Below are 24844 nucleotides of genomic sequence, written 5' to 3'. Positions count from 1 at the left end.
TACGATTTGCAAAGAACTTCATCCCCAACGGGGATAATCACTGGAGGAGCCGGATGCGACGACCCGCAAGTCCGGATCTGTGAGAGGCCTATGCGCATGCGCATAGGCCTACTCGATTTTGCTGAAACGATGAATACGAAATAAACCTTCACAACATCTGCGGAATTTCTCCATGGATCGTTCGCAAAAGCCTGAAATCGTCCTTTTATTATTAAAGTAATACGAAAACCAAGAAGGAGTGTTCATGCGTGCAGCTTATCATTACCGAGCGGCCTGCTCCTCGGTCACATGCGCCCCAGCCCATTCTTGCAACCAAGCTAAATATGCCGCCAAGACCGATACGTTACATCCAAAGAGAGCGTTTGATGAAGCAAATGTCTCATTCGATTGCCTGTAAGTTATCGATTATCGTCGCTCCGCCGGGATATGGGAAATCCGTTCTTGCAAGCGGATGGCTGCGCGAACAGTCCGCTGCCATTCGATCGGGATGGCTTACGTTGGATAAATGGGAAAATGATCTGAATCGCTTCTGGGGATATATGATCGCTTCGCTGGAGAAGGCCATTCCCGGAATTGGACATCAGGCATTATCATTGCTGCAATCCACTCGGGTAATGTCCATCGAACATTTAATCATCTTATTTATTAATGACCTATGTTCGATCGAGGAGCCGGTCGTTATCGTATTGGATGATTATCATCTCATCGACTCGGAAGAAGTCCATCGCTCTCTCAATCAATTCCTTGAACGAATGCCCGTTCATGTCAGTCTGTGTATCGTGAGCAGGACGAATCCGCCGCTGCCTCTCGGAGCCTTCCGGGCGAAAGGCCAGTTAAATGAAGTCGGTGTTGAGGATTTGAAATGTGACGAGGAGGAGGTTGTCTCGTTCTGGTCTGCTCGGGCGAGGATTCCCTTATCGGAACAGCAAGCTGCTCAGCTCGTCCTGCGAACGGAGGGGTGGATCGCCGGTATTCAGCTGGCTTCTATCGCCAGTGGGGGACATCTGGAGAATACGCTGGCACATTACTCAGGCAGCCACCGCTACGTCTCGGATTATTTGATGGAGGATGTGGTCGTTCATCTGACGGAGGAAGCTCGCCGCTTTCTGTTCCAAACTTCCATTCTCGAGCGCATGAATGGCGAATTATGCGCGGCTTTGGCCGGAGCAGGGAAGGGCAGGCAACTGCTCGCCTTCCTTAAACGAGCGAATATCTTCGTGGTCGGTCTTGACGACGAAGGCTGTTGGTTCCGCTATCATCAGCTGTTCCGCGAGTTCCTGCTCAGCCGTTGCGCGCAAGAGTTGGATGAAGATATTCGCGTTCTTCATCAGCGTGCGAGCTCTTGGTTCGAGAAGAACGGTTATGCAGAGGAAGCAGCCCGCCATGCACTGCTGGCTGAAGCTGATGAGAAAGCGGCAGAGATGATCCAAGACGATACGGTGATCCTATTCAAGAAACGGGAGATCGCTTCGACTAGCCTATGCGGGCTGACGGCAAGAGAAACGGAAGTGTTAAAATCATTATGCGCAGGGCTGTCAAACAAGGAAATCGCCGAGCAGCTCGTATTGACGGTGGGGACGGTGAAGCTGCATCTGAATCGGGTTTACAGCAAGCTTGGTGTGAAAGGCCGCGTTCATGCTATAGAGAAGGCACGTCATCTGTAATAAATAACCCCTTCGGAGGTTCTCCTCCGAAGGGGTTATGCTTTTAGTCAATGTTCTGGTCTTGGCCGTTGCCTTCGAACGTATTGCCGTGACCGGTTCTGTAATCGGTTTGACCCGGTTCATAGAGCGGCATATAGACGCCGATTTCATTGTTTTTGAAGCTGGAGTCCTTCACGATCGGTCCCAAATCCTCGTAAATGGTGATCCCGTACAAGGCATACTCGATGCTCGCATACTGCAACTGAATGCGGCTGCTTACCGCTTTCGGTCCGAACACGATGCCCATCCAACCGGATTGCTTCTCCAAATTGCCGGAGAATACGATAGGTTTTTCTTTTGTGCCGACAGCCTTCAATCCTCCGCCATTCGAATTGGCGATCTCCAAGAACGTATCTGGTCCCCACTTGGTCGTAACGCCCGGCTCGATGGTGAGAACAGGATTGGATGGTCCCTCGACTGTGACCGTAATTTCCATATCATAGGGGACGCCGACATTTCGCCAGGTCGCTGATTTGGTCAGGATGTCATAGGTGTTCGTCCCGGTAATTCGGACGGCGTCGATATCATTGCCGGTATACGTGCCGTTCGGAACGAGATGGCTGCCGAGAAGATACGTAACGATCGGGAATCCGCCGCCGTAGGTCCCGGCTTTTGTGCCGGTAATTTTGATATTGCCGCTATTCTCGGAGAGACGCGAATTGTCTACCATATGAATGCCTGCGAAGAGACTGTTCTTAAATTCGGAATCTTTGACGGTCATATTAAGTTGTAGGCCGGCAGCTCCCAGATACAGCGCGCCTTTGTCTTCCTCGCCTGCATATTCGATTCGCGCACCGGTAATGGATGCTTTATCCCTCACGGCCGCTTCGCCGAAACGAATGCCTTTCCAGAAGCCGGCATTCGGGCCTGAACTATCCGCGGTCAATACAACAGGCTTGCTTGTCGAACCGTTAATGATCAGACCGCCTGGTTCTTCATTGCCAACGACAAGCGAGGCGTCTTTCTCGAATCTGACGACAGCGCCTGCTTCAATGGTCAGTACTGGACTCTCTAGCCCTTCTACAAGAAAATCCCCCTTCACGAAGTGCGGACTTCCGCATGCCGTCCAGGTTTCGCCTGCAGGGTCGATCGTACCGGTGTGAACTTGGCCTCCGTTGCAGCCGCTCGCGGTTGTAGAGATGGTTACGGCCTTCCGTTTCTCGTCAAAAGCCACTTCCGCGCCGAGCGCTTCCGATACAAACCGAAGGGGAACGAATGTGGCTTGGTTGATCAGCATGGGCGGAACATCAAGCGTCACCTTTTTCTTATTCACGCTCGCCGTGACATCATTAATTCGGAGTTCGATGACCGTGGAGCCTTTCGTTGCCGTGACGGTTTTGGTTGCCTGCTCCCACTTCACTTCTGCTTGCAGCTTCTCGAAGATGGCTCGCAACGGGACTAACGTACGTCCGCTCACCAAGTAAGCCTCGACCTCCAGTTTTTCGCTGTCTATCTCGATGCCGACCGGGGTGTACGAGCTTGCGGCTGCTGCCGACACAGGAATACTCAGCACACCTGTTAGCATGATGATGAGCAACCATGCAAATGTTTTCTTCATTTCTCTTGCTCCTCTCTTGAGCAGCTCTTATGAAAGGATGAGCCGCCTTGTTCTTGCTTTCGCTAAGCTAAATCTTAGCAAAGGGAGCCAGAGTTGAAGTCTAACTAAGGTTATAGGTGGAAGTTATATCTTTATCTCCAGCCGCTTAGTAGATAGAAATAAAAACCCGTAGGATGAATCCTTTTTTCAAAGTATCCATCCTACGGTGCCTGTTCACTTTTCTTTACTTTCCTACTAAACATCGATACTAGTCGTCTTCGAGTCGGCGCAAGATTCTGCGAAGGCGTCTGATTAGTCGTCTGAGTCTGCGGATTTCTTGGCGATTTCCGCCGCGGCGAATCAGTCTGCGCAAACGTCTAATAAGGCGTCTGATCAAGCGTCTCAGTCTGCGAATTCGTTCTTCTCTGCCGCCGCCGCCGTTTTCAAAATCAAAATCTTCGTCGTCTTCGAACACGTTGCTGATTTCTATTTCTTTGCTCATGCCCATCCCCCCTCTCTGCCTGGGAATAGAACATTCTATTCAAAATAAATCAGATGGTATAGGTGAATTAATAGAGTCATACGTTCATTTAACGGAGAGCGAGCAAAAATAATAAATGATACCCTCTCCAAATGTAGCATTCTATTCTATCTTTTCATAAGATACTACACGGATTAGATAGATTCATATATGGCTAGAGAGGAGATGAATGGAATGGCTGTACGTAAAGTACCCAGCGCGGATTTCCCTACCATTCAATCTGCCGTCGATGCGTCAGCGCCTGGCGATACGGTCAGAGTAAAAAAGGGACTTTCCCTGAAGTCGTAACAATCGGTGTGGGAAAAGATCGGTTGCAATCGAAACTCCTGATAATATCATTGAAAAACTATTAGTAGCTAGAAGCGGCGGTAACGGAATAAGTCTCGACGATCCCGCCGTACGAACCTTAATCTATCAGGTCAAGTCGAACAATAACGGTCTAAGAGGATTAACGCTGGATGGCGCCAACAATTATCTGATTGGAATGCGAGTTCAATCATAATACGACTAACGGCGTTGGCTTTAACGGCGAACGCAATATTGCCATCAACAATACGGCGAATTATAACGATAGCGCTGGATTTAATATAGCCGCCAACATGTTTTTGATCGGCAATCATGCGGAAGGAAATGGAGGCGCAGGCGCGGCTCTAAATACGGATCAATCATTTTTCTTTAGGAACTTGATCAAGGAGAATGCAACCGGCGGTTTTCTATTGGCAGCTAACTCGAAAAACAATCTATTCTTCCAAGACCATATCACGGAAAACGGCGGCGTAGGAACCGAATTAACGAATTCGGATGCAAACCGGATCATCCAAGGCAAAGCGAAAAAGAATGCCGGCGATGGAATCGCTCTCCGTACAGGTTCTACAGGAAACATCATTGACAATAATGAAATTGAAGATAATGACGGTGTAGGCCTCCGTTTTGACGCAGGGGCGGATAACAATGCTGCCCGAGGCAACGAGCTGGATGACGACAATATTATAAACAATGGACTTAACAACGTGATTGACGGAAATGATATCGATTAGCGTTTGACTATGCAGAAGAGGAGCAGCCTGATTAATAATCAAGCTGCTCCTCTTTCTTCGAATCAATCCGCAATACAAACGATATATTCTCCACGACTAAGACCTTGTTTAATGACCCCTAGATCTTTTAACCTGGAGAGGTTTTTGGCGATGCTGGAGGTTGATGCGTCCAAGGTGTCATCAAACAACTGTCTATGGAATATTTCCCCATCTTCCATTCGGCTAATGAATTCGAACATCATTTTGGCATGTCCTCTTCCCAATAACTCGCGTACATGTTTAATACGATCGTAACGTTGAAGTTCACGAAGTACTTTGGTGAGAGAGGCATTCATGCATTCAAGGTAAAACACGATAAAAGGCTTAAGATCGCCTTGTGTTGCGGCCATTAGCGTATCATAATAATCCTCAATTCTTTTGTCGAAAAATTCTTCGACACTAAATGCATCTTTGATCGTAGCAAGGTCGGAGTGAATGAAGCCAACCAATGTCGAATATGCCCGAGCTGTTCTTCCATTACCGTCAGGGAACGGATGGATATAGCCAATCAAATGATGGGTGATACCGGAAATAATGAGCGGGTGCACCTTTTTTTCATGGTAAACGATTTCCGTTTCATAGGGGTTCGTTAATCCGGTCACGCTGGTGTAAAGCCAAGCAAAGTAAGCTTGCATGAGTCTCGGGACTTCATGAAATGCGGGAGGTTGATAACTGACATTCCCATCGCCGTCTTGTAGGGCTACCGCAATATTTCGATACCCGTCTGGATATCCCGTTAAGTCGTTCATTAAAATGCTTTGAATCTTCTTCAATACAGCTTCATCCATATCGGTAAATTCGTTGTATGGATTCAAACTATAAATGAACTCATAAGTTTCGAAGACATTCTTAACTTCCAGTTGTGCTTTTTGTTTAATAGAAAGCGGGTTTCTTTTATAGTTCTGATAAAGTTGCTCTACCTCTTTAATCTCTAATTTATTCTGTTCAATTTTTGTCGTGAAGTGAGCTGTTTTAACGATAGAGTTACGTAAGATTGTCGGTTTTAAGGGATGGCTTTTTAAACCAAGTCTAGCCAATGCTCCTATATTTCTTTCGGCCTCTAGGATTAGCTGTTGTATTTCGTAATCGTAGGGGGTTAGATTCGGAGCAAAAAACAAACGGCCATCTAGCCTATTGAAGTGCTCATAAGCAAATGAGTAGGTCAAATTTTACACCGCCTTTTTACACTTAAGAAGCTAATAATATCAAGGGTTATTACATAATAAAAGTATATTCAATTACACTTATTATGTACATCTTTATCTGATATAAAACATATTGAGTCAAAGAAAGGTGAACCTTTACTCCAGTGGGGACCGCTCCTTAAAACCGAAAAACTCCGTCCAGATGGCCTGGACGGAGTTTTTTCGTATTACCGGTTACTTCTGCTTCGGCGTCTCGAGCCGCATGACCGCGTAGGTGCCCCACTCGGTGATGTCTGCCGTCAGGTTTTTATTCGTTCAGAGGGCTTCCGAGGTTGCCCAATCCCGTGCTTACCTTTGTACGAGGAATCAAATCTTCATATGCTGTCCTTTATTCGAAACCCGCCTGCGATCGCCTGCCATCGACCAACCGATCATCAGCATCGCCATAACGATGATTCCCGTCGGCATCAAAAACAACAACGGATGATACCCCTCGACGAATAACGGCAGCACGTAGCCGACCAGCGTGGCCATGAGGATGATGCATTCGTACAAGCTCGCGCCGAAGCCGCTGCGGGAGAGGAACATGCGCTGCACGTAGCCCATCGCGACCCCGAACTTGATCGAGACGAACAACGAATAGATCGGCTGCACGAGGAAGAAGAACGCGAGCGGCGGCGACGATAGGTAGACCGCATAACAGAGAATCGCGCAGAGGCCGCCTAGGACGAGGATGCGCTTCGTTCCGTAACGCGCCGCCCAGTAGCCGGAGACCGTCATCAGCAGAAGCTCGAACACGGCTTGGACGCTCCAGATGTAAGACGCGATTTCCGCCCGTCCGAACAGCTCCTTCACCACAAGCGGCAGGTACAGCCCCCGCACGGCATCGGCGCATGCGATCATGAGGATCGCCAGCAGCATAAGCAGCGAGAACGGTTCGCCGGCCGCTTTCGCGGAGGAACCAGACTCGCCGGCGGAGCCTGCGCTCAGCTCGCGATGCATGAGGATCAGCAGCGTTAGCGCGGCATATCCGCCGAGGTTTCCCCACAGCACGCCTTGAAACGTCGCAAGCACGTATAGGTTGGCCCCGGCCAGCAGCCCGACAAAAAAACCGATGCTCAGTGACGAGCGCAGCCAGATTAGGGCCATCTCGACCAGTGTCGGAGCGAGGCGGCCAAAGTGGTTCCGGGACAAAGCAAACAGCTGGCCCATGATCAAGCCGGAAGGAGCGGACGCAATGCACATGCCGATGAGCGCCCCCGAATAGTCCTCCGCCCTCATGTAAAGCAATAGGCCAACCATACAGACGAGCGCGGCCGCGACGGCCGTGTTTTTTTTGCTTCTCATCCGATCGCTGAATGCTCCGACCGTGATCGTAACGATCATGTTAAGCAGGGCGGAGATGGCGAATACGGAGACGATTTCTCCTTTGTCCAGTCCGATGCTTTCGCTCAAGTAAATGGAATTCATCGGCGCCAGTATGCCGAGTCCGATCCCGTAGAAAAACAATGCCCCCAATAATCGGCGCGCGCCCGATACGGCCGCAAACGCTCGCAAATCCGCCCAAACGTTCAATTCAATCTCTCCTACAATTGGGATAAATGCCGGTGAACCGCTAGTTCCGAGTATACCATCTTCATCCGAACGATGGTCACCCGGATTCGCTGAGGCGAATGACGGCGGCAAGAGAAAAACTGCGCATGACGCGATGGGGTTACAGTCGATTTTTCGACTGTTTCAGTAGAAAATCACATGTAAGCGCTTCAACTGGACCTGTATAGTGAGGTTTATCAGGAAGAGAGGTGGAACGATGAGCGGACAACTGGTCGTCATGAAGGGAATCGAAAAACATTTTGCGGGCGTGCACGCGCTGAAGGGCTGCCGGTTCGAGCTGCTTCCGGGGGAGGTTCATGCGCTGGTCGGCGAGAACGGCGCCGGCAAATCGACGATGATGAAAATATTGACGGGCGTCTATCGGATGGACGGCGGAGAAATTCGCTACAAAGACAACCCGGTTCATATTCCGGATACCAAATCGGCGCAGAAGCTGGGCATCAGCATGATTCATCAGGAGCTGAATCTGGCCATGGATCTTACGGTTGCGCAGAACATCTTTATCGGCAGGGAGCCGAGGCGCAAGTTTCCATTGTTTCTGAACGAGAAATCGATGAACGAGCGAGCCTCCGCGCTGCTTAAGGGGATGAATATCGACATGGACCCGGCGACGCCTGTGCATGAGCTGACGGTCGCCAAGCAGCAGATGGTCGAGATCGTCAAGGCGATTTCGTACGATTCCGAGGTGCTGATCATGGACGAACCGACGGCCTCGCTGAGCGACGCGGAGATCGAGGAGCTGTTCGCCGCGATCGGCAAGCTGCGCGACCGCGGCGTCGGCATCGTTTACATCTCCCATCGGATGGCGGAGCTCAAACGGATCAGCGACCGGATTACGGTGATGCGGGACGGCTGCTTCATCGATACGGTCCCCACGCCGGACGCGAACGTCGATCAAATCATCAAGCTCATGGTCGGGCGGGAAGTGTACCATACCTCGAAGCCGGAAGAACGGAGCAAACATGCCGAGGTCGTCCTCGAGGTTAAAGGGTTAAACAGAGGCAAGGCGATCAAGGACGTCAGCTTCCAGCTTAGGAAAGGCGAAATTCTCGGCATGGCGGGATTGATCGGATCGGGCCGCACGGAAGTGGCCAGGGCCATATTCGGCGCCGATCGGGTAGACTCGGGCGAGGTATACGTTCATGGAGCGAAAGTCGACATGTCGGGCCCGCATCATGCGGTCCGCAGCGGCGTGGGGTACTTGTCCGAGGATCGCAAACGTTACGGCTGCCTGCTCGATATGGACGTCAAGACGAACGTGGCGTTAGCTTCGTACGAACGGTTCTCGCGTACGGGTTGGATGACTGACGCCAAGATCGCCAGTCAAGCCGAGGATGTCGTCGACAATCTGATGGTGAAGACGCCAAACGTCGATCAGAAGCTTCGGAACTTGTCCGGCGGCAACCAGCAGAAGGTCATCATCGGCAAATGGCTGACGAAGGACTGCGATATTCTCATCTTCGACGAACCGACCCGAGGCATCGACGTCGGCGCCAAAAGCGAAATCTACAAGCTTCTCGACCGGTTGGCGCGCGAAGGCAAATCGATCATTATGATCAGCTCGGAGCTGCCGGAGGTGCTGCGGCTCAGCCATCGCATCCTTGTCATGTGCGAGGGACGGATCACGGGAGAGCTGGACAATGACGATGTGTCGCAGGAGACCATCATGCATTACGCGACGCAGCGGGAAGATCAGGTTCATTCATAATCGGGGGGATCCATAATGAAAAGAATGCTCGCCATTCGGCAACGGGAACGACGGCCGCTCGCCGTGAAATCCGGTTTCTTGCAGCAATTTCTTGCTTTCGGCAGTTTGATCGTCCTTATCGTCGTTTTCTCGCTTGCGAGCGAAAACTTCTTCCAATTTTCGAATATCGTCGGCATCTTGCTCTCGACTGCCGTCGTCGGCGTGCTCGCGCTCGGCGCGACGTATGTCATCATTACGGGAGGCATCGACCTATCGGTCGGAACGGTCATGACGCTGACCGCCGTCATGACGGGCGTCAGCATCGCGTATTGGGGCTGGCCGATATGGGCGGGCCTGCTCGTCGGCATCGCAACCGGCGCCTGCTGCGGTTTCGTCTCCGGGTTCGCGGTATCCCGGATGAAGATCCCTCCGTTCATCGCGACTCTGGCCGTCATGATGATCGCCAAAGGGCTGTCGCTCGTCATCTCGGGCACGAAGCCGGTCTATTTCACGAGCGCTCCGGCATTCTCCGATATTTCGCTAGGCTCCGTTACCGGCAAGTTGATTCCGGGCTTCGATATTCCGAACGCCGTGCTCGTATTTTTCGGAGCGGCGATCGTCGGCAGCATCCTGCTGACCCGGACGATCATCGGCCGGTACAACTTCGCGATCGGGAGCAACGAGGAAGCGACGAGGCTGTCCGGGGTCAACGTCAACGCGTGGAAGATGCTGATCTACACGATTACCGGCGTCTTCACCGGCATCGCGGGCATCCTGATGGCTTCGCGGCTCAACTCCGCCCAGCCCGCGCTCGGCATGGGCTACGAGCTGGAGGCGATCGCGGCCGTCGTCATCGGAGGCACGTCGCTTAGCGGGGGTAAAGGTACGATCGTCGGAACGGTCATCGGCGCGTTAATCATGAGCGTGCTCACGAACGGGCTGCGCATCCTGTCTGTGCCGCAGGAGTGGCAGACGGTCGTCGTCGGTTTCGTTATCTTCCTAGCCGTCTACGCGGACATCCTCAGACGCAAAAAAACGGCTTAACCTCGGTATGCTCTTCGTTAGGCGAAGATGATATACAGTTCACCAATTGAATCGAAGGGGAGAGTTTCGATGAAAAAAAGGTTCAGGAACGGCTTGGCAGCCACGTTGTTGGTCGGAATATTGGCAGTCACGGCCTGCTCCGGAGGGGGCGGCAACGACAAGACGCCCGAGGCAAGCGACGCCCCGGCGCCGACGGATGCAGCCGCGGAGAAATTGTACATTCCGGTCATCTCCAAAGGGTTCCAGCATCAATTCTGGCAAGCGGTCAAGATCGGCGCGGAGAAAGCCGCGACGGAGTTTGGCGTAGAGATTACGTTCGAAGGGCCGGAGACGGAAGAGCAAGTCGACAAGCAGCTGGAAATGCTTCAGGTCGCGCTCGACAAAAAACCGGCGGCCATCGGCTTCGCGGCACTGGATAGCCAAGCTTCCATCCCGCTCTTGCAGAAAGCGAAAGACGGCGGCATTCCGGTCATCGCGTTCGACTCCGGCGTGGATAGCGACATTCCTCTGACGACGGCTTCCACCGACAACAAAAAAGCGGCATCGCTCGCCGCCGACAAGATGGCCGAACTGATCGGCGGCAAAGGCGAAATCGCGGTGATCGCGCATGACCAAACGAGCCGGACCGGCGTCGATCGCAGAGACGGCTTCGTCGATCAAATCAAAGCGAAATATCCGGACATTACAATCGTCGATATCCAGTACAGCGGAGACCACCTGAAGGCGACCGATCTAACGAAAGCGATTCTTCAAGCGCATCCGAATCTGAAGGGCGTGTTCGGCACGAACGAAGGCGCGGCGATCGGCGTGCTGGGCGGCGTGACGGAATCGAATATGGCCGGCAAAGTCGCCATCATCGGCTTCGACTCCGGCAAAGCCCAGATCGATGCGATCCGCGAAGGCAAGATGGCCGGCGCGATCACGCAAAATCCGATCGGCATCGGATACGAAACGGTAAAAGCCGCGGTCGCGGCGGTGAAAGGCGAGACGGTGGCGTCAAACATCGATACCGGCTTCTACTGGTACGACAAATCGAATATCGACAATGAGGAAATCAAAGCAGTCTTGTATGAATAAACGACAAATACATGAAAGCTCCGGGCGACCGGAGCTTTTTGGAAATTTTATTCGAAATATGTCATTGGATTCCGGATGCGAGTGAGCTATGATGAAGGTAAAGCGCTTCCATTGAATTGCGCGGTAAATCAGGAAGGAGGCGGGGTGCCGATGTACAAATTGCTCATTGTGGACGACGAAGTACTTGTCCGGGATGCGATCAAACACCAGATGAACTGGGAGGAGCACGGCTTCCGCTGCGTCGGCGATTGCGAGGACGGCGTCGAAGCGCTGGAATTCGTCACGCGCGACATGCCGGATGTCGTATTGACCGATATCGGCATGCCGTTCATGGACGGACTAGAGCTGACGCGACGGCTTGCGGACCAATACCCCGAGGTCAGAGTCATCATATTGACCGGCTACGACGATTTCGATTACGCGCAGCAAGCGATTAAGCTTCAAGCCGTGGACTATATTCTGAAGCCGGTAACGGCGGCGGAGCTCGGGAACGTGCTTCGCAAGCTGGAGGGAGAGCTCGATCTCGCGAGGAGGCAGAAACAGGATTACGAGCATTTGAAGCAACAATTGACGGAGAACATGCCGCTGCTTCGGGACCGGTTCCTGGAGCGGATGATGACATCTCGATTGTCCAAGAGGCAGCGGCTGGAAGGCTGGGATTATTACGGGCTCCGATGGGAAGGCCCTTACCTGATCGAGCTGGCGATAGACGTCGACGAGTTCGTCTGGAGCGACTCCGCGTCGACGACGGATCAGCAGCTGATCCGGTTCGCGGTGTGCAACGTGGCGCAGGAAATCATGGGCAAGCTCGCCGGATCGGCCGTATTCCGCGACAGGGAGGACCGCGTTCTTGCGCTGCTAAGCGGAAGCGATCCTGACGCGCTCGAGGAGGAGGCGCTGCAGGCGGCCGAACGCATCCACGAAGCGGTGACGGCGATTTTGCCGGTCAAGGCGTCCATCGGAATCGGGCAGCGGGCGGAATGGGACGGCGATATTCCGTTCGCGCATCAATCTGCCTTGTCCGCGCTGGATTACCGGTTCGTGATCGGCTCGAATACGATCATTAGGCTCTCCGACATGGCGCAGCGCAACCGCCCCGAAGCGCTGGCGGTTGTCGCATGGGAGAACGAATTGATCACGAAGCTGAAGACGGGCACACCCGAAGAGCTGGAGCGCTGGGTCGACCATCTGTTCGCGGCGATCCGGGAGCAACTGCTGCCGGCGGAGCTGTGCCAGATGTACTTGCAGCGAATCGTCCTCACGCTCATGCATACGTTGTACGAGACGAACGGAAGCTCGCCGGTTTCGTCTCCCGGCATGGCGAGTCCGCTGCATGAAATCGCGAAGTTCGTCAAGCTGGATGAAGCCCGGGAGTGGATGAAGCGGCTTTGCGCGGAGAGCGTACGGGCCATTCGAGGCAGACGCGAGGATTACAGCGTGCAGCAGGTCGCCAAGGCGATCGAATACGTTAAGTTTCACTACAAGAACCCGGAGCTGTCGCTGAAGGACGTGTGCCAACATATTTCCATGAGCGCAAGTTACTTCAGCGCGTTGTTCAAACATAACACGGGCAAGACGTTTGTTGAATTCGTCACCGACGAACGAATGGAGAAGGCGAAGGAGCTGCTTGCGCTCACCTCGATGAAAAGCTACGAAGTCGCCTATGAAGTCGGGTATGGGGACCCGCATTATTTCAGCGGGGCGTTCAAAAAACATACGGGCGACACGCCGACCGAGTATCGGCTCAAAACGATGAAAGAGGCGTGAAGACGGATGCACCTATTTTTCAGATTTCGCAGCTTTCGGACCAATATCGTCCTGGCCTTCGTCCTCGTTATACTGATGACGATTCTGATCATGAGCGTCACGTCTTATTACCTGTCCCGGGATTCCGTCCAGAAGAACGCGGAAGCGTACACGACGGAACTGGTTAAGCAAGTGAACCAGAATATCGAGTCGTATATTAGCGGCATGAAATATATGTCGGACCTGGCCGCGGGCAACCGGAATATCCAGCAGTATTTATCGGCATCCTCCTTCGGCAGTCTGGAAGAGGAGAAGAAACTGAAGGAGTCGATCTCGGATTTTTTGGAGTCGATGCTTGTTTCCCGAACGGATATCGCGTCGGTCAACGTCTTCGGCAGCAACGGCAAATTCGTATCGGGACGCAAAGATTTCGAACTGAACCCGTTCGTCGACATTCATGAGATGAAGTGGTACCGGGACGCGGTGGCGGCAGGCGGGGACAACGTGATCTCGTCGTCTCACGTGCAGCCGATCTTTAAAGGCCGTTATCCGTGGGTCGTCTCATTGAGCCGCGAGCTGATCAGCCGGGACGGCGGCCGGAAACTCGGCGTGTTTCTCGTCGATCTCAACTTCAGCGTCATGAACGACATGCTGAAGGATATTCAATTAGGACAGCGGGGCTACCTGTTCATCGTAGACGCGGGCGGCCAGATCGTGTACCACCCGCAGCAGCAGCTCGTCTATAGCAACCTGAAGTCGGAAATGATCGATAAGGTGCTGGAGGTTCGAAATGGTACGTTCACGAGCGACGAAGGCAGCGGCAGCCGGATGTACACGGTGCGGGACTCCGAGTTCGGCTGGAAAATCGTCGGCGTCTCGTACGTCAACGAGCTTGTCGCCAACCAGCACACGCTGCGGCTTTCGTTTATTATTCTCGGTCTCATCTGCATCGTGATCGCGATCATGATATCGGTCATCCTCTCGCAGCGGATCAGCCGGCCCATCAAGCAGCTGGAGCAGTACATGAAGGAAGTGGAGAAAGGAAATTTCGATATTCACGTGCCTGTGCCGCGAACGATCGAAATCGGCAGGCTGGCAAGGACGTTCAACATCATGGTCGGCAAAATCAAGGAGCTGATGGAGCAGGTCGTGCTCAATCAGGAGCAAAAAAGAAAAAGCGAGATCAACGCCTTGCAAGCGCAGATCAATCCCCATTTCCTGTACAACACGCTCGACTCGATCGTCTGGATGGCGGAGAGCAACAAGTCCAAGGAAGTTGTCGTGATGACGTCTGCGCTGGCCAGGCTGCTCCGCGCATCGATCAGCAAAGGCGAGGAGCTCGTGCCGATCGCCACGGAGATCGAACATATCGCGAACTATTTGAAAATCCAAAAGATGCGCTACAGCGACAAGCTCGATTATCGGATCGACATTCATGACTCGGTCCGGCATTTTCAAACGATCAAGGTCATTCTGCAGCCGATCGTCGAGAACGCGATTTACCACGGGATTAAGATGCGGCGGGGACCGGGCTGCGTGACCATCCGCTCGGAAGAGTCGGATTCCGATGTTTTACTCATCGTCGAGGACGACGGCCGCGGGATGGACGAGGAAACATGCCGGACGATCATGTCCCCGGCAGCCGCCGGGCGCGCGCAAGGCCGCGGCGTCGGCGTGCGCAACGTCCATGAGCGTCTTCAGCTTTATTACGGCGCGGAGTACGGGCTCAGCTACAGCAGCACCTTGGGCGTAGGAACGAAAGTGACGATCCGGTTGTCGAAGACGTCGAAGGCGATGGAAGGAGGCAAAGGATGAAGAGGAGCAAGAGCCAGGCCCTATGGGCTGTCATCCTGCTCGCGTTGCTGGGAGCGGCGAGCTTCTATTCGTTCTCGCGGGTGTCGGACGACGACAAGCTGGATATCGTGGTTATTCTCAAGTCGACGGACGACTCGATCGAATTCTGGCAAGTGCTGGAGGACGGCATCGACGTGGCGGCGCAGGAATTCGGAGCGAACGTGGACAAACGGGGCTCCGATACGGAAGCGGATGTCGACGGGCAAATCGCGCTTTTGGAGGAAGCGATCAAGGATAAGCCCGATGCCATCGTGCTCGCCGCGAACGACTTCAACCGGCTCGTTCCGGCGTCGGAGAAGGTGAAGAAAAGCGGCATCCGCTTATTCGTCGTGGACTCCGGCATTAACGCGGATATCGCGCAAAGCGTAGTCGCGACGGATAACCGAAAAGCAGGCGAATTGGTCGGTCTGGAGATGCTTCGGCAGCTGAACGGGAAGTCGAAGGTTGCCATCATTAACTACGTCCGTACGGCCGCCTCCCTGAACGACAGGGAACAGGGCGTTCGCGCGGTATTGGACGGCAATCCCGATATTGTAACGCTGGAGACGTACTACGCCGACGGGCTTGAGGAGAACGCCTACGAAATCGCGAAACAAGTGATGACCGAACATCCGGACGTGCGCGGCATCATCGGTTTGAACGAACCGACGAGCGCCGGCGCGGGCCGCGCGATCCGCGACATGCGGCTTCAAGGGCAAGTCAAGCTGATCGGCTTCGACAGCTCCATGAACGAGATTAAGCTGCTGGAAGAAGGCATTATGCAGGCGACCGTAATCCAGCGGCCCTTCCAAATGGGCTATTTGAGCATCAAAACGGCGGTTAGCGCGCTGCGTGGCAAGAAAGTGCCCGATGTGATCGACACTGGCTCGCTGATCATCACGAAGCAGAATATGTACGAGGAGGAAAACCAGAAGCTGCTTTTCCCTTTCTACGACAGGTAACGCATAATCTCCCTCCTATAGCAAAAGCTATATAGACACAGACCCCGTCAGCCCATGGCGGGGTCCATTTTTTCGATCCCGCAAGGAAGTCATGCGGAGAACGGCGAGAAAGGTTGTGGAAGGAGATGTTGGCATTCGCGGAACGAGACAGGCCCTATCGCGGCCTATTCGCGATACTCGGGTATAGCGAGAAGGATGAACGATTTATGGCAGGATTGTACAGCGGGGCGGAATGGGTTCCGTACGGCTTGTTCGGCAAGGGGATGAAGCAGGAGGAGCGGCAGTCGCTCGTTCAGACGATTATGACGAATCGAGACGCTGGCCATGCTCCATTGAAGGGAAGCGCCGCCGGTTCGCTTATCGGGATCAAGCCCGCCATATGTGTGGAATTAACGTTCGATGCGATCAGCGGGAACGATCAACTGGTCAATCCCGTATTCCGGGCTTTCCGGCTGCGGGAGAAAGCGCCCGAATGCACGCGGAACAGGCTGATCGTGGACAATGCCGACGTGCCGCCGGAGGCGGGCATCACGCATCCAGACAAACCGTTATGGCCGTCCGCCGGCATCGATAAGGAAGCTTACGCCGCGTATTTGATTCAGATCGCTCCTCGGCTGCTTCCTTTCCTCCGGGATCGCATGCTGACTTCGATCCGGTTCCCGGACGGCGTGGAGGGGGAGCGGTTCTATCAGAAGAACTGCCCGAAGTATGCGCCCGACTTCATTCGGACCGCCGAATCGGAGGGCATCGACTACATTCTCTGCAACGACCTGTCGACGCTCGTCTGGCTGGGCAACCAGGCGGCGATCGAGCTGCATGTGCCCTTCCAGACGTTCGGGGCAACGGATCCGCTGGAGATCGTGCTCGATCTCGATCCGCCCGGCAGGGAGGCGTTTCCGCTGGCGATCAAGGCGGCGGTGGAAATTCGAGCGATACTGGAGAGTTTCTTCATTGTCGGATATCCGAAGGTATCAGGGGGCAAAGGATTGCAAATCCATATCCCGCTTGGGAGCGCCGAGCCGCCGCTTACCTATGACGACACGCGCATATTCACGTCGTTCGTGGCCGACTATCTGGTGCAGAAGTTCCCGGCGTTGTTCACGACGGAACGGCTTAAGAAGAACCGAGGCAATCGGTTATACGTCGACTACATTCAGCATGCGTACGGCAAAACGATCATTAGTCCCTATTCCGCAAGAGGCATAACGGAGGCCACGGTCGCGGCCCCTCTCTATTGGGAAGAAGTCGACGAGCGGCTGACGCCCGAGCAGCATACGATCCGGACCGTGTTGAAGCGGCTGGAGGAACGGCCGTGCCCGATGAGCGGCTATTTCGCTCAAGCCAATCCCAATCTGAGAGCCGTGATCGAGCAGCTGAAGTCGCAGGTGGGGCGATCTTAAGCAGATTAACAAGGAAAGTGACTTCATGGATAACCAGTGGGTAATAGCGCCTCACGATCCGGTTTTTTTTATTGACAAGGCGATTGCGAATTGAGATGATGATCTAATTTCTTATCATCAAATCGAGGTGATCGAAGCCATTATGGAAGACCTTCAAGATGCAACCAACCGAATTAATTTGCAAGTACGGGACATTGTGCTATTTCATGTCGGCTCGTCTTTTAGAGGCTTGATCGTGCAGGGGTCGGCGGTGAAAGGAGGCGTTATTCCGGGCAGCAGCGATATTGATTACGTGCTCTATGTGGATGACGCGGGTTTGAATGAATGCGGGACGCTGCCTTCTGCCGTCTGCATTAGGCTTCATCATGCATTGAGCGATATTGAGGTCCGTCCGTTTCGCTATATTCAGTTTAGCGTGAGTTCTCCCAAGACCAACGCCTATCTTCCGCCGATTCCCGGCAGTTATAAGCTGCTGGCAGGGGAATTGTTGGAGCCGGAGGCTACCGGCGATCAAATCCTGCAAGACGCGGTAGCGTCATTGGAAAAGCTCCAGCCGGAAGCTGCTTTTAACCCGCATCTCTTATTGGATCATGGGGAGGATCGCATCGAACGATGCGCGAGGCTCATGTGCACGATCGTCTGGCCGGTGGTCTTTCAGCTTCTGACTGTTATCCATCGGGACGGCATCCGGATATGGAATTTGAATAAACACGAGGCCGTCTCTTTGCTGGCGAGCGAACCGGAAGCAGGCGACGCCGCGAAAGCCTTTTTATCTTCGGTGCAATCGTATTATCCGCAAGAGAATTCCCCCGCAAAGGCGCTGCGCGTGATCGAAGATGGCATCGCGCTCTTATCCGCGGCCAAAAGGTGTTGGGTGGCTCAGGCGAATGCAGCTGATCGTTTCAGCGGACGTTGCTGTTGATTCATATCGTTAAGGAGTTGAGTAGAAAGTTATCAAATTTTGGAGCTTAAGCATTCCTTGCGAATGGCCCGAAAGGCCATGAAAGAAGGCCTGGAACTTACAATCATTGCTACTATTACGGGTATTGACGAGAATTACTTGAAGGTTGTAAAGGAAAAGTATTGTTAATGAAATCTTCCCCCGTGTTCGAGAACAGTCGTAAATGGATTTTCTTCTCCATGTCTACCATGGGAAGACCGAGCCGTCCTGGGAGGATCGACTCCGACTGGCTTGGCTGAATATTGCGGCGGTAACGCGGAATTTCCTGCTGAACGGACTGGACGTGGTCATTGATTTCGTCGTCGAAGACGAGCTGCCATGGTTCATCGACCAGCTGTCGGATCTCGGACCGACGCTCTATTATGCGGTTTTGCACGCTGAGCCGGACACCTTGGCTGCCCGACTACGGAAGCGGGGAGACGAGCAGTATCTAGCGCGCTCGCTGTTCCTGCGCAACAAACTGTTGGCTTCGCCGGCGAATGAGCCCCACCTGCTGGACACCGAGGGACGGACTCCGGAGGACCTTGCCGAAGAAATCATGAACAGCGACAGATTTCGGGTACGGAATCCGTAAGAATGGTGCAGCGAATCGTCATATCGTTATTTGCCCCTAAACAAAAGTAATTGGCGAGCTAACGAATCCTCCTATCGCTAAAGTGCCTCAAATGGGCGTTTGGAGGGGCGAATTCACGAAATAACGATAGGTGGATTCGTTAGAATAGGAAATTGATCAAATTTGGCTCAATAGCGATATCTCGATTCGTTAGCTGCGATGGGTGTGATACAGAGACCGAAAGCAGCGAAATCAGCGGCAACCGGACCCAAGACAGTCCTTAGTTGCCGCTGTTTTATTTCCCGATTCTGGATGGTTCATCGGACAAGAGTGCTTTCTTAGAGGGTACGATATCACCTTTTTCGTCCGAATATTTTGATTATCAAGAAGTATTAGGAAATGAACAACAATCGTAAGCGAGGTGGCTTGGGAATGAAAAAAGAACAGTTGCTAGAAGACATGAAGCAAGACATGATTCACGGCATTAAAAACGCTGTGAAGGCAATCAAACTAGATAGCGATGATGAGGTTTGTTATATCTCTCTTTTGGGTACCGATTACGAGCCTGTTCTCGGATTAATAACGCTCGGAATTAAGTCTATCCGTGATGAAATGCTGCAAGAAGAGGAGAGTCACAAGCATTGGTATATTTGGAACTCGGGCGAAATGCCTGCCAGGTATCAGGCGGGACCTGAAAAAGTGTCGGCAACGTTTGAAGCCAAGCAAACGAAGTTCTTGGAGCTGTCCGAAGGGGACGATTGGGAAGTGACGTGGGAATCGTGCCAGAAGGTGCGTTTTGAAGTTGCCAACCAATTAAATTCCGTCGATTGGAGCGACACGCTGCCCGTCACTGCAGACTTTGTTCTGTATTCGGATTGGGAAGCGATTGACGTGGATGGTGGAGACCTCATTAAAAGTATGCCAGCGGACAAATTTCATGTGCTTAAACAACAAAGCCTGATCTAACCCCCAAAAACAGTGGCAACCCCGGACTTGAATAACAGTCCACGGCTGCCGCTGTTTTTTCCCCTACCGGAACGAAGGCTTCTTCAGCGAGCATTTGCTTGCGGCTTCCTGCAGCTCCGGCGCGTATTCGCTCAGCTTGCGGATGAAGTAACACGTCTCCGGGAAGTGATGCTCCAAGAAACGGAGTGTCGTTTTGTTCATCAGCTCCGTGTTCCGATAGAGGAGTACGACCCTGTAGACGAATGCATTCATGCCGAGGACGGCTTGCCCGACCTGGCGCGCGAGCAGCTGCTGGCGCTTCATGCCCGGCGGCGAGAACCGCAAATAACCTTTGATCTGATGGTTCTGCACCATAAAGCCCTGGAAAATCTCGCTGTACCGGTCCGTCTCGCGGATCACCTCCAGCTCCATCGGATCCAGCGCGCTCCGCAGCAGCACGGCATGGCCGAGCTGATCCTCCATCCACAAATCCAGCAATTGCACGAGCGGCAGCCGCTCAGGGAGCTTCCCTTCCATATAGAAGGCGAGCTGGCGCAAATATTCTTGGTTTTCGTTCAGCGTGCCGTTGAAGAAGGTCGGGGATAACGCGACCTGAATTTTGTTGTCGATCCGCAAGTTTTGCAGTCTTCCTTCGAATTGGTAGTAACCTTCGGCGACCGGCCAGATCTCCCTCGCGAGCTGAATCATGACGGCGGAGTCGTGCGGCTCGTTTCTGGGCGTGGCGTCCAGCCGCCGTCTAAGCTCCTCGAACCTCGCAATAAACTGTTCCGCTTCCGACACCCACGCCTTCTCGTAAGGGGCCGTATAGTCATAGACGAAATAAGCGTGATCCTGCAAAATTTCCAGCCAAAAGGCGTGTTCCTCCCAGACCGTAATCGAGCGGACAAGATTCAATGCGGTTCCCCCTCCGGCGCTTCGCATTTTTTCGTTCCATTGTATGCCCGCGGCGGAGGGGTTATTCGCTTCTTTTTCTGCCCGCTATGGCGACCAAGAGTAGGCCGGCGGGAATGAACAGCCCGTAGAGCAGGACGCTCGGGGTCCACTGGTCGCCGACGTATTCCCAGAAGGAGATGCTTGACGGGAACAACGTGACGGACAGAGCGATGACGATGAATCCGATCGGCAATGCCAGCGGTTTGTAGCTTCGGAGCTGGAAGATTTGGCCGGCGGAGAGCAGCAGGGCGTAATAGCAGATCGTGATTTTGAAAAAAAGGGACACCATCCAGATCGCAATGACGATGGACTCGATCCGTTGCACGAAATTGCCGATGTTCACTTTCTGGGCGAGCACGAAAAACGGATAATCCGCGATGCCGGTCCGGTAAGGGCCAAGCACGAGTGTCGAAAACAAGATGACCAAGACGAGCAGCAAGCCGCCGAATGCCGTCGCGCCGAAGTATACCTTATAGGCGGTTCGGCTGTCGTCCACCGAAGGAAATACCATCAGCAGGATGACTAGATCGAGGAATGGAATGCCGACGACGGTAATGGCTCCTTTGATGACGGGCGACAGCCCGAATTCCAGCATCGGCGTCAGGAAACGCACTTGAATTAGAGGCAGCAGGGATGCGAGAAGCAACAGCATGAGCAGCAGAATGAACGGAAGGAATAGCTGCGCAGCTCTCGAGAACGTCTCGAGGCCGAGCTTTACGGCGAACACGATAATGGCGAAGAAGAGCAGATTCACGAAGATGGATGGCGTTTGCGCAAGAAACAGGGAGGATGCCAGCGTGCCGACCTGGCTGAGCAGCCCGGACGTAATGATGAATAAGTAAACCAGGAACAGCATCATCAAGGTTTTGCCCGCGATCTTGCCGAGCAGACTCTGGCTGTATTCGACGAGCGACTGCCGCGGGAACCTTGTGCCGAGCTTGCCATAGATCAGGATAAGCAGCATGGAAACGGAAACGCCGACCACGGCGGCGATCCAAGCGTCCTGCTTGGCCTGCGTCGCAAGGAGCGTAGGCAGGATGAGCGTGGAGCTGCTGACGACGAACATGACGATGAGCGCGGCGAATTGCGCTGGCGAGATTTGAACCTTTGGCATGGAAGTTCCCTCATTTCAATCCGAGTAAATCGTCGATCGCTTGGCTGACGGGCGTGTACAACGTCCGCAGCCAGTCGACCGGGTTGGGCATCGGCACGTGCAAGATCACCAGCACGCACATCGCGAGACCTGCGGCCAGGCAGATGGAGAATGCCCAGGTTTCCTTTATCCACTTGCGCTTCAGCAGCTTCGGAACCTCGAGCAGGGCAAGGGCCGCTGCCGCGCATACGACGACGATAACAGACAGCATAAGCGGAAGGGCTCCTTTCGCAGCTACGTTCGATCGGCTCCGGAGCCGGAATCGGAACCGGAATCGGATCCGGAGTCGGAAACGGAATCGGTAACGGAACCGGGAGCTGTAGGCGCAAGGACCGGCCCCCGGATGGCGGCGATGACGAGCAGCAACAATGGGAAGCAGACGCCCCATAGGAGCGAGAAGACGGACCAGACCGGAACGAGCTCGATATTGAAGGACATGTTCGGCATCACCACGATGGAGAACGTCAGCAGAATGAACGCCAGCGGCATGGCCAAGCTTCGATGGTCCTTGAGGCGGAACGTCTCGGCCAGGCCTGTCGCCGTAATATAGACGAGAATGGTTAGCCGGATATAAGCCGAAATGAACCAGATGAACGCCACGATGATTTCGATGCGGTCGATAATGCCGGCAATGTTGATTTTCCGCGCTAGAATATAGCTGGGAAATATCTGCCTGGCCGTAATCGACGGGCCATGGACGAGAATGGACAACAACGTGACGATCACGAGCACGATGCCGCCGAACAGGACGCCCTTCAGCAAAGCGCGGCCACCCTCCTTGCTCTTCTGCACGGACGGAAGCAGCATGATGAGGAAGGCGCATTCCAGGAACGGAAAGGCGAGCAGGGGGAGGCTGCCTTTCAGGACAGGCTTGATGCCGTTCTCCAATAACGGTAGGATGTTTACCGGCTTGATATGAGGAGAGACCATGCTCACGAGCAACACCAATAGTAAGACGACGTAGGGCAAAAAAATTTCGGCCGTCCGCGCGATCGGCTCCAGACCCAGCCGAACGCCCATGACGACGATACATAGGAACAGGATATGGATGGCCTGGATCGGCGTCTCCGGCATGATCTGCGTCGTCAGGAAGTCGCCGATATTGCGGAGCGTCATGGCGGCGATCTGGAATGGCGCTGCCGCGATGAACAGGAGCATGACGAATGCGCCCGCCCAGCGGCCCAATAAAGCTTCGACGAACGGGATCATGCCGGCGCCGGCGAAGCGCGATCCCAAGGCGCGGTACAATGGCAGGATCAGCAATGCCGCGGCCAAGGCCAGCATGCCGGAGAGCCAGGCATCTTGCTTAGCCGCTGAAGCGATCGTGGCCGGAATGATCAAGATGGCGCTGCCGATGATGTACAAGAATACTAGAGCGGCATATTGGCGCGCGCTGATAATGACGGAATTCGGCACGGGTTCACCCCCTTAGGCAGCAATGGTTCGTTCGGTTATTACGACAGCACGGCGTCGAGCCACCCGGAAGCGGGCCCGAAGATGGCGACGACCCACTCCATCGGATTCGGCAGCCGGACGTTCAGCGATTGGGCGGTCGCGAGCCCGGCTCCGAACAGGAGCAGCAGCGAGAACGCCCAGATCTCCTTGCGCCGCCCGTCCTTTCGCAGCGACGGAAGCTCGTAGGCGGCCGCTAGGGCGGATAAGATCACGATAGCCGCGATCGTCTTCATAAGCGATTCCTCATTCCGTTTGTTTCGCTTTGTTCATTTCTTCAATGAAGGAATTGTTGACGGTTCCGAGCCGGCGTATTTTGTTCTCCACCGTCACGTGCACCTGAACCTTCCGGAACGTCTTGTCCCAATCGTGCTTTAGCGTTCGCCAAGCCATCGGATCCTCGCGCCGGATCACCTCGCCGAAACCGAAAATATCGACCTTGTACTTGGTTTGAACCGTCTTGATCGTTCGTTCGATGAATGTTTTCACCTTCGCGTTCGTAAGCTGCTCGAGCTTGGCGATTGTATCCGTGCGAGTCAGGTCGATCGAGCACTGCACTTCGGCGACGTTCAATTCCGACCGCACGTCGATGTAGATATGCGGAGTCTGATCGATCATTTTGCCCTTCACTTTCGTGTCGGACCGAATGATTTCACCGGTGGCGATCCCGCCGCCGTCCGGACATTGAACGACTCCCGACGTACTGTCGAGCGTATTGTTGATATACGCATAGGCTTTGCTCTCCTCTTCGCTCAGCCAACCGATCAGCTTGTCGGCCTTGAAGACGGCGATGCCGGAATATCGCAATTTCGTGTTTCCCTTCACCGTCTGCAAGTTTTGCCTCTTTTCTCCCGTCTTTTGATCCCCTATTACTTGCAGACCGGTTAGCACGGCTTGCCTCCCAGAGCTGACTAGCGTAGTCAAGAGCTCGTCCAAAGTGACGGTCGTCGTCGGGGCCCAAGCCTTCTCGGACGATTCCAGCGTCGAATACAGCTTGACGGCCGGAATCCGTTCGATCGGGGTTAATATTTTGAGCGTGTTCTCCGCGGTCGTATGTTTGGCTACGGCGATAAAATAATCGGTCCGAAGCTCGTGATCCCTCGAGAGGAAATCCAGCACGTTGCCGATGCCGTCGCGCGCTACCTCTTCGCCGATGACGAGCATCCGCAGATGGGAGTAGTAGATTTTGCGCGGGCTGACCGTCGTCATTCGCCGTCCCGCCTCGAAGATGCTGCGCCCCGTGCTTTGGTACATCGTGACCGGCGAGACGGCTCCGCCCTTCTTGCCCGCGATCTCGTTCGGCTCGACGACCTGGACGGACACCTTGTACCGGTCGCCGGCTTTGTCGATGGCGATGCCGACCGCGATCGCGAGCTCGTTCAGCTCCCGGCGATTCCAGCAGCCGGAGACGAACAGCATCGAAAGTATGAGTAGGGCGATCAAGCTCTTGCTCTGCATGCG

At 53.9% G+C, this 24844-nt stretch carries 22 protein-coding genes; 12 read left to right on the top strand and 10 right to left on the bottom strand.

Features of this window, described 5'->3' with window-relative positions:
• Positions 1 to 365: 365 nt before the first annotated feature.
• The gene (locus RB620_RS23785) at positions 366 to 1664 is read left to right on the top strand and encodes a helix-turn-helix transcriptional regulator (protein ID WP_308098755.1); all 1299 of its coding nucleotides are present in this window, start codon (positions 366 to 368) and stop codon (positions 1662 to 1664) included.
• A 43-nt stretch (positions 1665 to 1707) separates the two neighbouring features.
• On the opposite strand, the gene RB620_RS23780 is transcribed toward RB620_RS23785, so the two are convergent.
• The gene (locus tag RB620_RS23780; RefSeq protein WP_308098753.1) at positions 1708 to 3261 is read right to left on the bottom strand and encodes a copper amine oxidase N-terminal domain-containing protein; all 1554 of its coding nucleotides are present in this window, start codon (positions 3259 to 3261) and stop codon (positions 1708 to 1710) included.
• A gap of 247 nt (positions 3262 to 3508) precedes the next feature.
• Positions 3509 to 3742 (bottom strand): hypothetical protein, encoded by a 234-nt coding sequence (locus RB620_RS23775; RefSeq protein ID WP_308098751.1) that lies wholly within the window; start codon positions 3740 to 3742, stop codon positions 3509 to 3511.
• A gap of 518 nt (positions 3743 to 4260) precedes the next feature.
• On the opposite strand from RB620_RS23775, the gene RB620_RS23770 reads away from it, so the two are divergent.
• Positions 4261 to 4818 (top strand): right-handed parallel beta-helix repeat-containing protein, encoded by a 558-nt coding sequence (locus RB620_RS23770; RefSeq protein ID WP_308098750.1) that lies wholly within the window; start codon positions 4261 to 4263, stop codon positions 4816 to 4818.
• A gap of 62 nt (positions 4819 to 4880) precedes the next feature.
• Here the strand turns inward: RB620_RS23770 and RB620_RS23765 are convergent, their stop codons facing one another.
• Entirely contained in the window at positions 4881 to 6023 is a 1143-nt protein-coding gene (locus RB620_RS23765) for a Fic family protein (protein WP_308098749.1), read from the bottom strand.
• Positions 6024 to 6368: 345 nt separating this feature from the next.
• On the bottom strand, positions 6369 to 7577 hold the full coding sequence (locus RB620_RS23760) for an MFS transporter (protein ID WP_308098747.1): 1209 nt from the start codon (positions 7575 to 7577) through the stop codon (positions 6369 to 6371).
• A gap of 235 nt (positions 7578 to 7812) precedes the next feature.
• On the opposite strand from RB620_RS23760, the gene RB620_RS23755 reads away from it, so the two are divergent.
• From RB620_RS23755 to RB620_RS23710, 10 genes are all read left to right on the top strand, one after another.
• Complete coding sequence (locus RB620_RS23755; RefSeq protein WP_308098745.1) at positions 7813 to 9324, top strand: sugar ABC transporter ATP-binding protein; 1512 nt, start codon at positions 7813 to 7815, stop codon at positions 9322 to 9324.
• A 24-nt stretch (positions 9325 to 9348) separates the two neighbouring features.
• Positions 9349 to 10347: an ABC transporter permease gene (locus RB620_RS23750; protein WP_308098759.1), complete on the top strand. Its 999-nt coding sequence runs from the start codon at positions 9349 to 9351 to the stop codon at positions 10345 to 10347.
• Positions 10348 to 10416: 69 nt separating this feature from the next.
• Positions 10417 to 11424 carry an ABC transporter substrate-binding protein gene (locus RB620_RS23745; protein WP_308098743.1) on the top strand — a complete coding sequence of 336 codons (1008 nt, stop codon included), beginning with the start codon at positions 10417 to 10419 and terminating at the stop codon, positions 11422 to 11424.
• A 150-nt stretch (positions 11425 to 11574) separates the two neighbouring features.
• On the top strand, positions 11575 to 13191 hold the full coding sequence (locus RB620_RS23740; protein WP_308098741.1) for a response regulator: 1617 nt from the start codon (positions 11575 to 11577) through the stop codon (positions 13189 to 13191).
• Positions 13192 to 13197: 6 nt separating this feature from the next.
• Positions 13198 to 14985, top strand: a complete 1788-nt coding sequence (locus RB620_RS23735) for a cache domain-containing sensor histidine kinase (RefSeq protein WP_308098739.1) — start codon at positions 13198 to 13200, stop codon at positions 14983 to 14985.
• On the top strand, positions 14982 to 15965 hold the full coding sequence (locus RB620_RS23730) for a substrate-binding domain-containing protein (protein ID WP_308098737.1): 984 nt from the start codon (positions 14982 to 14984) through the stop codon (positions 15963 to 15965). Before RB620_RS23735 ends, RB620_RS23730 begins: the two co-directional genes overlap by 4 nt.
• A 125-nt stretch (positions 15966 to 16090) precedes the next feature.
• Positions 16091 to 17365 carry a non-homologous end-joining DNA ligase gene (gene ligD, locus RB620_RS23725; RefSeq protein WP_308098735.1) on the top strand — a complete coding sequence of 425 codons (1275 nt, stop codon included), beginning with the start codon at positions 16091 to 16093 and terminating at the stop codon, positions 17363 to 17365.
• Positions 17366 to 17507: 142 nt separating this feature from the next.
• Positions 17508 to 18287: a hypothetical protein gene (locus RB620_RS23720; protein WP_308098733.1), complete on the top strand. Its 780-nt coding sequence runs from the start codon at positions 17508 to 17510 to the stop codon at positions 18285 to 18287.
• Between the two features lie 202 nt (positions 18288 to 18489).
• Positions 18490 to 18900 (top strand): hypothetical protein, encoded by a 411-nt coding sequence (locus RB620_RS23715; RefSeq protein WP_308098731.1) that lies wholly within the window; start codon positions 18490 to 18492, stop codon positions 18898 to 18900.
• A gap of 411 nt (positions 18901 to 19311) precedes the next feature.
• Positions 19312 to 19845, top strand: a complete 534-nt coding sequence (locus tag RB620_RS23710) for a hypothetical protein (protein WP_308098729.1) — start codon at positions 19312 to 19314, stop codon at positions 19843 to 19845.
• 63 nt (positions 19846 to 19908) lie between these two features.
• Here the strand turns inward: RB620_RS23710 and RB620_RS23705 are convergent, their stop codons facing one another.
• From RB620_RS23705 to RB620_RS23680, 6 genes are all read right to left on the bottom strand, one after another.
• Positions 19909 to 20739: a DUF2935 domain-containing protein gene (locus RB620_RS23705; RefSeq protein WP_308098728.1), complete on the bottom strand. Its 831-nt coding sequence runs from the start codon at positions 20737 to 20739 to the stop codon at positions 19909 to 19911.
• 61 nt (positions 20740 to 20800) lie between these two features.
• The gene (locus RB620_RS23700; RefSeq protein WP_308098726.1) at positions 20801 to 21892 is read right to left on the bottom strand and encodes a GerAB/ArcD/ProY family transporter; all 1092 of its coding nucleotides are present in this window, start codon (positions 21890 to 21892) and stop codon (positions 20801 to 20803) included.
• A gap of 10 nt (positions 21893 to 21902) precedes the next feature.
• Positions 21903 to 22142 carry a hypothetical protein gene (locus tag RB620_RS23695; protein ID WP_308098724.1) on the bottom strand — a complete coding sequence of 80 codons (240 nt, stop codon included), beginning with the start codon at positions 22140 to 22142 and terminating at the stop codon, positions 21903 to 21905.
• 23 nt (positions 22143 to 22165) lie between these two features.
• A complete protein-coding gene (locus tag RB620_RS23690) occupies positions 22166 to 23347 on the bottom strand; it encodes a GerAB/ArcD/ProY family transporter (protein WP_308098716.1) in 1182 nt (393 codons plus the stop codon).
• A gap of 38 nt (positions 23348 to 23385) precedes the next feature.
• Entirely contained in the window at positions 23386 to 23598 is a 213-nt protein-coding gene (locus tag RB620_RS23685; RefSeq protein ID WP_308098714.1) for a hypothetical protein, read from the bottom strand.
• Between the two features lie 31 nt (positions 23599 to 23629).
• On the bottom strand, positions 23630 to 24841 hold the full coding sequence (locus tag RB620_RS23680; RefSeq protein ID WP_308098712.1) for a Ger(x)C family spore germination protein: 1212 nt from the start codon (positions 24839 to 24841) through the stop codon (positions 23630 to 23632).
• Positions 24842 to 24844: the final 3 nt, after the last annotated feature.

The sequence above is a fragment of the Paenibacillus sp. LHD-117 genome, assembly GCF_030929555.1.
GTDB lineage: Bacteria > Bacillota > Bacilli > Paenibacillales > Paenibacillaceae > Pristimantibacillus.
This window is presented reverse-complemented; position numbering and strand designations above follow the sequence as displayed.

Coding starts and splice junctions, on each gene's coding strand:
- RB620_RS23785 (WP_308098755.1), top strand. CDS start 366: ATGAAGCAAATGTCTCATTCGATTGCCTGTAAGTTATCGATTATCGTC.
- RB620_RS23780 (WP_308098753.1), bottom strand. CDS start 3,261: ATGAAGAAAACATTTGCATGGTTGCTCATCATCATGCTAACAGGTGTG.
- RB620_RS23775 (WP_308098751.1), bottom strand. CDS start 3,742: ATGAGCAAAGAAATAGAAATCAGCAACGTGTTCGAAGACGACGAAGAT.
- RB620_RS23755 (WP_308098745.1), top strand. CDS start 7,813: ATGAGCGGACAACTGGTCGTCATGAAGGGAATCGAAAAACATTTTGCG.
- RB620_RS23750 (WP_308098759.1), top strand. CDS start 9,349: ATGCTCGCCATTCGGCAACGGGAACGACGGCCGCTCGCCGTGAAATCC.
- RB620_RS23745 (WP_308098743.1), top strand. CDS start 10,417: ATGAAAAAAAGGTTCAGGAACGGCTTGGCAGCCACGTTGTTGGTCGGA.
- RB620_RS23740 (WP_308098741.1), top strand. CDS start 11,575: ATGTACAAATTGCTCATTGTGGACGACGAAGTACTTGTCCGGGATGCG.
- RB620_RS23735 (WP_308098739.1), top strand. CDS start 13,198: ATGCACCTATTTTTCAGATTTCGCAGCTTTCGGACCAATATCGTCCTG.
- RB620_RS23730 (WP_308098737.1), top strand. CDS start 14,982: ATGAAGAGGAGCAAGAGCCAGGCCCTATGGGCTGTCATCCTGCTCGCG.
- ligD (WP_308098735.1), top strand. CDS start 16,091: ATGTTGGCATTCGCGGAACGAGACAGGCCCTATCGCGGCCTATTCGCG.
- RB620_RS23720 (WP_308098733.1), top strand. CDS start 17,508: ATGGAAGACCTTCAAGATGCAACCAACCGAATTAATTTGCAAGTACGG.
- RB620_RS23715 (WP_308098731.1), top strand. CDS start 18,490: ATGGATTTTCTTCTCCATGTCTACCATGGGAAGACCGAGCCGTCCTGG.
- RB620_RS23710 (WP_308098729.1), top strand. CDS start 19,312: ATGAAAAAAGAACAGTTGCTAGAAGACATGAAGCAAGACATGATTCAC.
- RB620_RS23700 (WP_308098726.1), bottom strand. CDS start 21,892: ATGCCAAAGGTTCAAATCTCGCCAGCGCAATTCGCCGCGCTCATCGTC.
- RB620_RS23695 (WP_308098724.1), bottom strand. CDS start 22,142: ATGCTGTCTGTTATCGTCGTCGTATGCGCGGCAGCGGCCCTTGCCCTG.
- RB620_RS23680 (WP_308098712.1), bottom strand. CDS start 24,841: ATGCAGAGCAAGAGCTTGATCGCCCTACTCATACTTTCGATGCTGTTC.